This window comes from Larkinella ripae, from assembly GCF_054780775.1.
On the sequence record NZ_BAAGVR010000020.1, the window covers coordinates 233,987 to 246,320 of the forward strand.

4 protein-coding genes are annotated in these 12,334 nt (G+C 56.9%); all 4 read left to right on the forward strand.

The window, feature by feature from the left end; translation table 11 throughout:
* The first annotated feature begins 4 nt into the window (after positions 1-4).
* The 4 genes from ACYVHX_RS12105 (at position 5) to ACYVHX_RS12120 (ending at position 12,331) form a co-directional block, all read left to right on the forward strand.
* Positions 5-2,941 carry a hypothetical protein gene (locus ACYVHX_RS12105; RefSeq protein WP_460671903.1) on the forward strand — a complete coding sequence of 979 codons (2,937 nt, stop codon included), beginning with the start codon at positions 5-7 and terminating at the stop codon, positions 2,939-2,941.
* 75 nt (positions 2,942-3,016) lie between these two features.
* Positions 3,017-5,938 (forward strand): hypothetical protein, encoded by a 2,922-nt coding sequence (locus tag ACYVHX_RS12110; RefSeq protein WP_460671904.1) that lies wholly within the window; start codon positions 3,017-3,019, stop codon positions 5,936-5,938.
* 5 nt (positions 5,939-5,943) lie between these two features.
* Positions 5,944-9,357 (forward strand): DUF6603 domain-containing protein, encoded by a 3,414-nt coding sequence (locus ACYVHX_RS12115; RefSeq protein ID WP_460671905.1) that lies wholly within the window; start codon positions 5,944-5,946, stop codon positions 9,355-9,357.
* An 82-nt stretch (positions 9,358-9,439) separates the two neighbouring features.
* On the forward strand, positions 9,440-12,331 hold the full coding sequence (locus ACYVHX_RS12120) for a hypothetical protein (protein ID WP_460671906.1): 2,892 nt from the start codon (positions 9,440-9,442) through the stop codon (positions 12,329-12,331).
* Positions 12,332-12,334: the final 3 nt, after the last annotated feature.

The following is a 12,334-nucleotide window of genomic DNA, read 5'->3' on the forward strand; positions in this document are numbered from 1 at the left end:
CTGCATGGCTGCTCCCTCTATTCAATTTACCCCGCCCTACGATGTGCATTTGGTACGGGGGCAGACGTTTCAGCTCATCAGCGACGGGCTGACGGACCCCGGTGGCATTCCGTATGTCAACCTGCTGACCATTGATAACGGCCGCCCGGCGACTTACGTGGACAACCACGCCAACCATTCCTACCGGTTTCGGTTCAGCTTCGACGAAACCAAAGCTGCCGACTTCGGCATCCGGATTGTCAACCCCATTGCCGACGTGCGCAAGCCTGATTGCCGGATTACGCTGGAGGCCAACGAACCGGCGCTGCTGAAAAACCGCATCCGGAATTTTTACGTGTTTGCCGAAGTCACCGACACCGCCGGAACGCCCGGCACCGGCGACGATACCAAAAACGAAACCGCCCTGCGGATTCACATTCACAACCGGATTGAAGAAATCTGGATCACTCCCAACCCGCTGACCATTTACAACGGCTTATACTACCGGGCCGACCTGTACGCCCGCTTTGACGACAACGTGGTGGCCAAAATCGGCGCCAGCCATTTCAAAGGCAACAACGGGTACGGTTTTCGGTATAACACGGATCCGGCCATTGCGGTCACCTGGACCTCGGACACGCCGGGCCTGGTTCCGGCCAACAGCGACACCTTGCGCCCCCAGGGACTCACCGGAACGCACGTGCTGCGGGCCGAGGCCACCTACAACGGAATCAGCCGCCAGGCCACGGCAGATGTCATCATTAGCGAAGCGCTCACCCGAACGTCAACGCTCCGGGCCGAACTGGTGACCAGCAGTTTCAGCCCCGGTTTTTCGCAGTTGAACGAAGTCCCGAACATTCTCTTTCTGGCCGAAGGCTTCACGGCGGAGCAGGAATGGGAGTTCAAGGTTCTGGTACTGGATTATGTCTATGATCTGAGCAGTAAAAAAATTACGGCGCCCTTCAACCTCCTGAAACACGCGATCAATTACTGGATGGTTTTCATTCCGTCGCGGGAGGGCGGGGTGAGCACCTTCGGCGAACGGCGCGTCACCGAAACCACCAGTTCGATTAACCTCCCCCAACTGAAGGGTGACCTGATTCCGTTCGTGGAGAATCCGGGGACACGCGAGGTAGCCAACTGGGGGGTTCAGCACCTGCTGTATTTCACCGGTTTACCCGCCCGGGCCGAAAAAACCAGTTCGAATCCGGACCTCGCCGAGAAGTGGAAAGCCACTACCAACCTCAGCGATGCGCAGGTCGATGCGCTGGTGGCCAGTCGGACCGACCTGCTCGACAGCTGGCGGAGCTACGCCGAAAGACGACTCCCCGAGGTGCGGGATACGGCGCTCGGAATCACGGTTAACGATTATACGGCGGCTTCCAGCGACAGCGACTTTAACATGATCAACCTGGACACCAAACGGACGCACCGGGATTATCTGGACGATTTCTTTTTCAATCTGCGCGACACCGCCGGCAACGTAATTGGCACGACCTTCATCCAGAGTCCCTTTTCAACCCCCGACCCGGCCATCCCGCAGGGAAAAGACTGGGACAACATCGTTATCATTGTGGCCAGCAACCGGGGCCGCGCCCAAAACGCGACCGGATATATGTTTTCGACCATCGGCCGTACGGCTGTCGATACCCTGACCGGTGATCTTTCCCAAAACCGGGTTTCGATTCAGCCGGTATCCACGCCGTTTAAGCTCCCGGTTGAAAGCAAGGGCACCATCACCCACGAAATCTGCCACTCGTTCGGCCTCGGAGACGAATACGGCGAATCCCCACCACTGGATTCCTACGCAAAAAAACCGGTCACCGATCCGGCGGTTTCGGGCTGGCCCTTTGCGCAATATACCGGCGACGGCAGCAGCCTGGATACGTACGGAAACATTCAGGCCCGCTCGGATCTGGAAATACCGGCTTCGGATGGCACCACCCGGTTTAACGCTTTCCGGATCAAATGGCGGTACCACCGGATCCGGAAATGCGGCATTGTCACGGCGGTTTCGGTTACCCAGTCCACCCTGACGCTGATCCTGAAACCCGGTCAGGCAGCCCAGTTTACCGACGGCAATGCGGTTTTTATCCGCAAACGCAGGAAAGACAGTTACGTCTATTTCCTGAATGATGTATCGGGGGCCAATCCGGTTTTTATCGGCGCCATTCTGAGTCCCGATCCGGTTCCGGCGGCTTTTCAAACCCGCATGGCGGTTACGGCCGTCGACGCTGCGGCCAATACCGTCACCGTTGAAACGTTGGTGCAGCCGGGCGACATCCGGACCCTCGATCTGGTCCTGGAACCGGGCAAAGCGGCTCAGGTACAGGTCGGCCAGCGGGTTCAGGTTTCGCGCGAATACCGCCCCGGTCCGATTTATGCAATGTTCCGGTCGGATACCGGTGAATTGATCCAACGGGGAATTTCGCCCCTGCTGACCGTTGCGCGGGTCCATGCCGCGGCCAACCAGCTGGAGGTGACCATCCCGGCGGATTTTCCGGATTTTCTAAAAACGCTGACCGCCAACGATGCCGTGGTGGTGTACCTGCCCATCGACATGCCCGAAGGGCAGCGGTCGGCCAATTACCCCCACGCGGAAGTGATTTCCCAGAAGGTGCTGCATCATTTACTGGCCGATCCGGTGGCGTTCAATGCCGATTCGGGCGACCGGGAAATCATTGACCGCACCACCGACACGCGCATTCCGGGCCAGCTGGTACCCTGTTGTTCGAAACGGGAGAAGGAAGTCATCGGCCTGTATGCGGGAGGGGCCAGGCACCACGGCGGGGTGTATCATCCGGCGGCCCAATGCATGATGCGGTTTCACAACCGTGACAACCGGCATACCGAACTGTGCGCCGTGTGCCGCTACACGCTGATCAACCTGATCGATCCGACCCGGTTTGCCGCGTTCGACACCGATTATATGGACCGTAAAATCTATCCGGAGGGACTCTGATGCCGCTTACTCAATATCTGTAAGGGGCTATAACCTAATTGGTTACTTTCCGCTGCTATTCTTAACCACTCCACTATGGCAACTCTTCAGTTCGTACCGGGCTACGATTTGCATTTGCTACGGGGGCAATCCTTTCAGGTGTTACGGGGAACGGCAACGGTCGTATCGTTCACGGACTTGCTGGAAATTGACGGAATGGGAGTGAGTCAGTATCGAGATCAGGATCCGACCAACAGAACGATCCGGTTTACGTATAGCTTTAACGAAGCCGACGCTCCCAAATTTAACCTGATCATCCCGGCGACGAATCCGAATGGGATAATCCATTTGCGGGCTACCGAGCCGAGTATAGCCAAATTCCGGCTTCGGAATTTCAACCTGTTTGCGGAACTCACCACCACCATCAATAATCAGGTGGTCAGCCTGAAAACCGCCATTCGGATTCATGTTCACAACCGAATCGATGCCGTCTGGATTACTCCCAATCCGATGACGGTTTCCAGGGGGATGACGTACTTCCCTTCGCTGCGGGCCCGGTTTGACGACGGGGTGGTGGCCGAACTGTGGAATATCCCGAAACTCTTTCCGGGAAACCGGCATTCGTATAACATTACCAACCCGATCAGGATTGCCTGGGGAGCCTCCCCCAGCCCGAATCTGATCGATCCAGCCGGAGGGTGGCTTGAAACCAGCACAACCTTATCGTCCTATAAAATTTCGGCCGAAGTTACGTTCAATACCCAGACTCTGCGCACAGAAGCCGAGATCCTGGTTACCGACACTTTATCCAAAAATTCGCCCTGCAAGGCTGAATTGATCGCTGCGAAGAATAATCTGGGGTCCACCCCGGTAAACGCGAATCCAAATATTCTCTTTATTCCGGACGGTTTTGAACCCAGTGATCAATCGGAATTTGATCAGCTCCTCGACGATTATGTTGGAAAGCTCAATTCGAGCCAACTTTTGCAACCGTTTGGGACATTGCAAGGCTCCATCAATTACTGGAAGCTTTTTCTGCCGTCGCGGGAGGGCGGAGTCACGCACCGCGCCGATTTATACCTGGAAGATGATACACCCCATTCAAGCGGTTATCCGATTCCGTTCATACTCGATCCGAAAACGATTCCTATTGGATCGTGGAAAATCCCGCATCTGCTGTATCGGGTGGGGTTACCCATCATGGCCGAAAAACGGAAGGACACCCTCAGTGCCAATGCGCCGGTCGTTCTGGAGATCATTACAAAGTGGGAAGCGACGACCACCCTCACTGCAACCGAGATCGGGTATCTTAAAACCAATACGGGTATCGTTCAGGCCTGGCAGCGATTTGCGAACCGGTATTTACCCGAAGCGAAAGATACGGTTTTAGGCATTACGATCAACGACTTCACGCGAGCCGTCGATGACGGCAACTTCGGATTACTGAATTTTGAACTCGCCCGGGTTTTTCGAATCGGACTGGATCGCTTTTTTCCCTTTTTGAAGGATAACCGCTCCGGGCAAACGATCGGACCGACCTTCAACAGTGACCTGGATTTCAATTTCAACCAGGGAAAAGACATGGCCAATATCGTCATTCTTTCCCGGACAAACCGGGGGCGGCCTTTCAATTCGGGCCGGGCCATTTTCTGCCGAACGGAAAACATCCGTACCTCAACCACGGAATACAAATTGTTTGTTGACGTTCAGGCAGACCAGAAAGCCCGGGTAGTCCCACCCGCTATTCCGACGCCCTTACCGCTCGAAATCGTCGGAACGATCACCCACGAAATCTGCCACTCGTTCGGCCTCGGAGACGAATACGGCGAAGAACTGCCCCAGTTTAAAGGCCTTGCGGTTACTAATGGGGCGATTGTCAACGTCCCCAACGTCAATTTCGACCGGGCTGATGCCAAACGGCTGGACATGTTCGGGAATCTGCAGGCCCGCATCGATCTTCAGGCCACCGCACCGGTTCAGACTACCGTACCGATGGATCCGGTCAGGCTCAAGTGGCGGTATCACCGCATAGCTACCTGCCGGACGGTAACCAGCATCAAAAAAACCAGTGCGACCACGCTGGAAGTAACCCTCGGGGTCGGCCAACCCGGTACGTTCGCGGCCGGCGACCCGGTTTTCATCCGCAAACGAAAAAAGAATCCGAAGGCCTACTTCGTTTATACCCTCAGCACCGGACCTAAAACCCTGGCCGGTACGGTCCTTGACCCCGATCCTTTTCCCGCTCTTCTGGCTGGTCCTTTGCAGATTCACGCGGTGCCGGGGAATGACCGGATCATCATCCGGAAACAGATCCCAAATTTTGGTCTGGTCGAACGCGAAATCAAAATCGATCTCGTTCAGGGAACTACCCTACAGCCCAGCCAGCAAATTTACATCGAAGCGGTGGACCGGTATGGGCCTATTTATACGATTTTTCGGACTCCGGCAACCACGCCCAATATGCCCGATGTAATTGAAAAGGGCTTATCTCCCCAACTTACAGTGGCTACCGGCACCCCGCCTGCCAACACCCTCATACTGACCATTCCAACGAATGCAACGCTGTCTGCCTACCTGGAAACGGTAACGAGTTTGGAAGAAATGTTGATTTACAAACCGGTCAGCCTGCCATCGGGCCAAAGCTCAGCCACTTATCCGTTTGCCGAACTGATTTCCAAGAAGGTACTCGACCACCTCATTGCCAACCCCGTGCCTTTTAACGCGAATGCCCAGCATGATGAATTCGTCCACATGGAAACCTATACCCGCATCCCTGCTTCACTGGCTGGCACGTTACCCTCGAAAACGCAGATTATCGGCTTATATTCTGGTGGAGACCGGCACCACGGTGGCGCCTACCACCCAGCCGCCAGTTGCATGATGCGGTTTCAGGTTCAGAACAAAACGTACACGCCCCTGTGCGCCGTCTGCCAGTACACGATGATTAACCTGGTCAATCCCACCAAACTGCCGGATTTCGACCAGGAATACATGGCCAAAAACATTTATCCCCAATAAGGCTTATGGGAACGCTCGAAGAACTTGGCAAACACCTGGCCCTGGCCGTGCAGCCGCTGAAAGACGCAGTCAGCAGCCCCGACCAGTTTCGGATTTTCCTGTACCGGCTGGGCTGGAACGTTACCGGCATCCCACCCTCCTACAGCACACTGATTGCCCGCATCGACGAAACCGTGTCGGCCCTCGACGATCTCCTTGCCGCCCCCGACCCGGCCCGGGCGCGGGCGGTTTTCGGGAAAATCAAAGCCGTTTACCAGGCGATTGAAGCCATCCAGGAAGCCCCGCCCGGCGTTACGGACGTTCCCGCCTTCCTCAATGAAATTCGCGAACGCCTGTTCGAAATCCTGCTGGTCGATTACCTGACCGACGCCTGGCCGTTTCTGCTCAACTTTTTCAAGATGACGGGCGTAATCGAGCAGATTCCGATGCCCGCACCCGCCGACCGCAGCCGACCATCGTTCATTCGGCTCAAAATGAACTGGGAGCGCATTCCCGAGATGCTGACCCAGCCCGACCGACTGCCCGAATTCATTTACGGCTGGGGAACGCCCGCCTTCGATTTCGAGCTTTTTGCCGATCATCTGCTCGAACTGCTCTACGCCCTGCGGATTCCGGTTTCGCTGCAACGGCTGGACGACGAAACCGGGTATCGCTACCTCGACTTTCCGACCGATGACCCGCGCAACCCGCGCGTTCGGCAATTTATCGAAATTCCGCTGGCTTACCTGTTCATCGACGACGAAGACCGGATGCTGGGCCTATCGGTACTGGACGTTCCGGCGGTGAATGGCAAGCTGCCGGGCCTGATTATTCAGCCCGCGTTACCGTCCCGAATCGGCTCTCTACTGCGCATCCGGGAAGACGTCAACCTGCTGGTGCGGGCCGAATCCAACATTGCGTCGCTGTTCGGCATTCTGATTCGTCCCGGCGAGATTCGAATCAAATACCCGTTTCAGGACGGCCAACTGCCTACGGCCGGTTTTGGCGCCGGCATCGAGTACGCGCCCGCGCTGGCAAAAACCGTGGTGGGCAACGACACGGGCACCCGGCTGGAACTGAAAGGCGGTTCGCTGGAATTCAATTTCTGGTTCAACGGCAACGACCCGGAACTCAAAATCAGCGGTTCGCTCCGCGATTTTGCATTGGTGCTGAAAGCCACTGAAGCTGACGGTTTTATCCGGAAAATCGTGGGCGACGGCGAAACGCGCATTCCGTTCACGCTCGGCTTCGAGTGGTCGAACAAACACGGCATCAAATTTACCGGCGGGGGCGGTTTTGAGGTAGCGGTGTATCCGCACCTGCGACTGGGACCGCTTTCCATCGAAGAACTCCTGATTCGCTTGTACGGCGAAGCCAGCCCTAAACCGGCCGCCCGACTCGAAGTGGGCACCAGCCTCAAAGGCGAGCTGGGGCCGCTGACGTTCGTGGTTCAGAACATTGGCCTGGCGCTGAACACCACGTTCGACGGCGGCAATGCGGGTCCCTTCGATATCAATCTGGGCTTTAAACCACCCACCGGGCTCGGGCTTTCCGTCGACGGGGGCGGTTTTTCGGGGGGCGGTTTTTTGTTTTACGACGACACTAAAAAAGAATACGCCGGTGGCCTGGAGCTCACGTTTTCGGGCGCTATCTCCCTGAATGCCATCGGGATTCTGACCACCCAACTCCCCGATGGTTCGAGCGGTTTTTCGCTGTTGATCATCATCACCTCGGAGTTTACGCCCATTCAGCTCAGCTTTGGCTTTACGCTCAACGGCGTCGGCGGTTTGATCGGCATCAACCGCACCTACCTGCTCGACGAAATCCGGAAAGGCGTTTACGACGGCTCGCTCAATTCCGTCCTGTTTCCGCAGAACATTGTGGCCAATGCCACCCGGATTGTCAGCGATCTCAAGCGAATTTTTCCGCCCAAAACTGGTCATTATCTGGTGGCCCCGATGGCTAAAATCGGCTGGGGAACGCCCACCCTGATCAGCATTGAACTGGGTCTGCTGCTGGAAATTCCGCGACCCGGTTTTGCGGTTTTGGGCGTTTTGCGGCTGAATCTGCCCGAAGAACGCATCGCCGTCGTCAAAATTCAGGTCAATTTCTTCGGAAGTGTCGATTTCGACAAAGGCCAGATTTCGTTCGATGCCGCCTTGATTGATTCGCGCATTCTGACGTTTGCCCTGACCGGCGACATGGTGCTGCGGCTTTATTACAAAGAAAACGCCAATTTTCTGGTTTCGATGGGCGGTTTTCACCCCGCCTACACGCCCCCTCCGATGAACCTGCCGACCTTACGGCGGCTGAGTCTGGTCATTTTTTCGGGCAACCCGAGCCTGAAAGCCGAATCGTATCTGGCCGTCACCTCCAACACGGTGCAGTTTGGGGCCAAAGTAGAACTGTCGGCCAGTGCGAGCGTTTTCAACGTATACGGTTTTCTGTCGCTCGACGTGCTGGTGCAGTTTTCCCCGTTTTATTTCATCGCCGAAGTCGCGGCCATGCTGGCGGTTCGGTCGGGTTCCTCCACCCTGTTCAGCGTCAAACTCCAGCTGACCCTCGAAGGCCCGACGCCCTGGCACGCCAAAGGCAAAGCCTCGTTCGAAATCGGTTTTGTTTTCACCGTTACCATTTCCGTTCATTTCGACAAAACCTTCGGCGAACGGCGCAACGACACGCTGCCGCCCGTCCGGGTGCTGGATCAACTGCGCGAAGCCCTCCTTAAACCGGGCAACTGGAAGGCCGATCTGCCCGCCGGAAACCAGTTCGTTACGCTGCGGGAATTGCCGGTCGATGCCGATGCGTTGATTCTGCACCCTTTCGGATCGCTGAGCATCACCCAGAAAATTGTTCCGCTGCGGCTGGACATTGCCCGGTTTGGCTACCAGCTACCCGACGGTCCGCGCCGGTTCGAGATCACGAAAGTACGCTTGGGCACGGCCGAAGAAACACCCACGGTTTTTGAAAAAGAGCAGTTTGCTCCGGCCCAGTTTCTGGATCTTTCGGATGCCGAAAAGCTGGCCCGGCCTTCATTTGAAGCGTTCGATGCCGGTCTGCGAATCGGCGGATCGACCCAACTCAAAAGCTCGTATGCCGTGGGGCTTGACGTCACGTATGAGTTGATCTACGTTCCGGAAAAACAAAAGCGACGGCTGCTGACGGTTGACCGCAATCTGTTCGGTTTGCACCTGCGGTCGAACGCCATCGCCCGCTCCGTTTTGTCGGAAACCCACCGGAAGCCCTCGGTTTTGGGCGCGAAACCCGTGCGGCTCCGGCCCGAAACCTTTGCCATTGCGACCGTCGCCACCCTGAAACTTCACCAGCAACTGGTGTTTGAAACCGAAACCGAAGCCCAGCTGGCCCTGACCAGGCTGGTTCGGCAGGACGCCGGTTTTGCGGACGAATTGCAGGTGCTTCCGGCTTATCAACTCCATTAAGACGCTGCGCGCCTTTCTTCTATTTCGCCCACCCGCCGGGCGACCCCGGCCGCGAAACAATTCATTCCCTAACGCCTGAACCATGCCCTTAGCCCGTTACACCTTTCTCCCCTGGTTGCGTCGGGGAATCGCCAACCAGCTTACCCAGGCCGCCACGCAGGCCCGCGCCAGGCTGGATGTCAGTCTCGTTGTCAATGGTGACAATGCCAATCCGCTGACTAAAACCGTCAACTTACTGGGTCCGGGCGACGTTATCGGCATCAATCCGCGCATGATTGTCCGCACCGACCCGCGCAACCTGATCACCGATTTCGAACCGAATTACCTGGCATCGATTGAATTCTACGACGAAGATTTCCCCTGGCGCTACACGCCCGATCTCGTGCAGGCCAACCACCGGCTGACGCCCTGGATTTTTCTGATCGTTTTGAAGGAAACGGAGTTTGAACCCCTGAACACCGGCAACCGTCCGTTAGCGGCCATCAAGCTCAAAGCCAACCGGAACGACGTGCTGCCCGCGCCTACCGACGCCTGGGCCTGGGCGCATACGCACCTGAACGAACCCATCGACCATCCCGGCAAACAACCAAATCTGACGCAGTTAAACAGCCTGCTGGCCGACCGGCCCGATCAGGGCGTGGCCCGGTTGCTGTGTCCGCGGCACCTGGAACCCAACACGGCCTACCACGCCTTTCTGATCCCGACGTTTGAAATAGGGCGAAAGGCGGGTCTGGGCGAACCGGTTGCCGATACGGACCCGGCACTGGCTTTTTCCTGGGGAAACGGGGAAACCGGTGAGAAAGCCTATCCGGTGTATTACCGCTGGTTTTTTAAAACCGGAGCGGGGGGCGATTTCGAGTCGCTGGTGCGGCTGCTGCAACCCCGCGACATGGACAAACGGGTGGGCATCCGCGATATGGATGTCAGCACACCCGGTTTTGGCCTGGACAAGGTGCGGGTTACGCCCGACAATTTAGTGGGTCTGGAAGGTGCGCTGCTGGCGCCCACCACCGAGCGAAAACCCAAAACCAATTTCGACCAAGCCAGCGATTTTCCGGAAAAAGTTCAGCCCATCCTGAACCGTTCGGAAGTCGTTCTGGCAGCCAACCCCTCCGCCGATCCGGTCATTTCACCGCCTTTGTACGGCAAGTGGCACGCCCTGACGGCCCAATTGAGCCTGGAAAGCAGCCAGCAAAACTGGGTGCATGAATTGAATCAGGACCCACGTTACCGCGCTCCGGCGGGCATGGGCACCCTCGTGGTACAGAAAAATCAGGAAGATTACATGCGGAAAGCCTGGCAGCAAATCGGGGATGTGTTGTCGGCCAACCAGAAAATCCGGTTTTCGCAACTGGCGATGCATGCCAGCGTGAATTTGCACCAAAAACACCTGGCGACGCTGGACGACGGGTCGCAGCTGGCCATCACGGCCCAGCTGCACAAAAAAATTGTGGGCGGGGCTGCGACCGTCCATCACCTGATTCAGCAGAGTTTGTTACCGTCGGCCACCGCCAGCGGAGCATTCCGGAAGCTGGTCGGCCCGCGACGCGCCATCGCCAGGCGGTTTTCGATCAACGGCACCACCGGTTTTTCAACGATTTTCCAACTGCTGAACGTGGGCAAAATCACGGCGGCACCGGTTAAAACCGTTCCGGAATCGAATCGGACGCTGCCGGAGTCGGTGGCCCGGCAACTGGATTTTACGGCCGACTTCCTGAAACGAATCCCACCCCGGGGCCATTTTGAACTTTTGGAACCCGGTAAAATGCCCCGCCGGAATACCGACGACGGACAACGGGATACCAAAACCGGGGCCGAATTTCGGAAGGCCATCGAAAGTTTGCACGAACGGATGGCTGAGCGCGTAACACCCCCACTCAAACGGGATTCCGTCCGCTTGCCTGACCTCAAAACCGTGGTTCTTAACGCCATCAATCCGCTCGTCAGCTTTCCGCGTCGCGTGCTGGCCGGAATTACCCAAGGCGGCAACCAGACCGAAAAGCTGGACCCCGTCATGGCGTATCCGGACATCAAAGACGCCATGTACGAGCCACTGGTCGCGTCGAATAAGGAGTTTTTTGTTCCCAACCTCAACCTGATTCCGCCGAACACCATTTCGCTGATGATCCCGAATCAGCCTTTTATCGAGTCGTATATGGTGGGCCTCAACCACGAATTCATGCGGGAACTGCTCTGGCGTGAATACCCCACCGACCAGCGCGGCACGCCGTTTCGGCAATTCTGGAAACCCGTCGGCACGACCGCTCTGGCGGCATTGCCCCCCGCAGCCCAGGCCGACGCCCTCAAAGACATCCCTCCCATTCACCAGTGGCTGAAAAATTCCAGGATTCACCTGGGCGACCACAACCACCGCCAAACCGGTAGCGCCGACCCGTCCATCGTGCTGGTGATCAAGGGTGATTTGTTGAAGCGGTATCCAAACACGGTTATTTACGCGCAGCAGGCGAAGTGGAACACCGAAAACCGGCTGGTGCTGGAAGACCCTACGGGCCAGACCACCGCCGACGGCCTGCACATCAAGAATCCGGTTTATAAAGCCCAAATTGACCCTGATTTGCACTTTATCGGATTCGACCTGTCGATTGCGGAAGCGAAAGGACAGGTGACCGAAGAAACGGCCGCCGAGCGCCAACGACTGGGCACTGCCAATCTGGGCTGGTTTTTTGTCATTCAGGAAGTGCCGGGTGAACCGCGCTTTGGCCTGGATGAAACCCAGTCGGCGAGTCTGAGTGACAAAAAGTGGGACAACCTTTCGTGGGAAACCCTGGGCAACCAGCGCGAGGTGATCGACCTGACCAAACCGTTTGTCCGGAATTTGCCGGGGACCAATCCCGACGCGGTGAACTGGAACACCAACGCGGCTGATCTGGCTTACATCCTGTACCAGAAACCCGTCATGGTGGCGGTTCACGCCCGCGAAATGCTCCGGAATCTAAAAAATCCACAAGCCTGACCC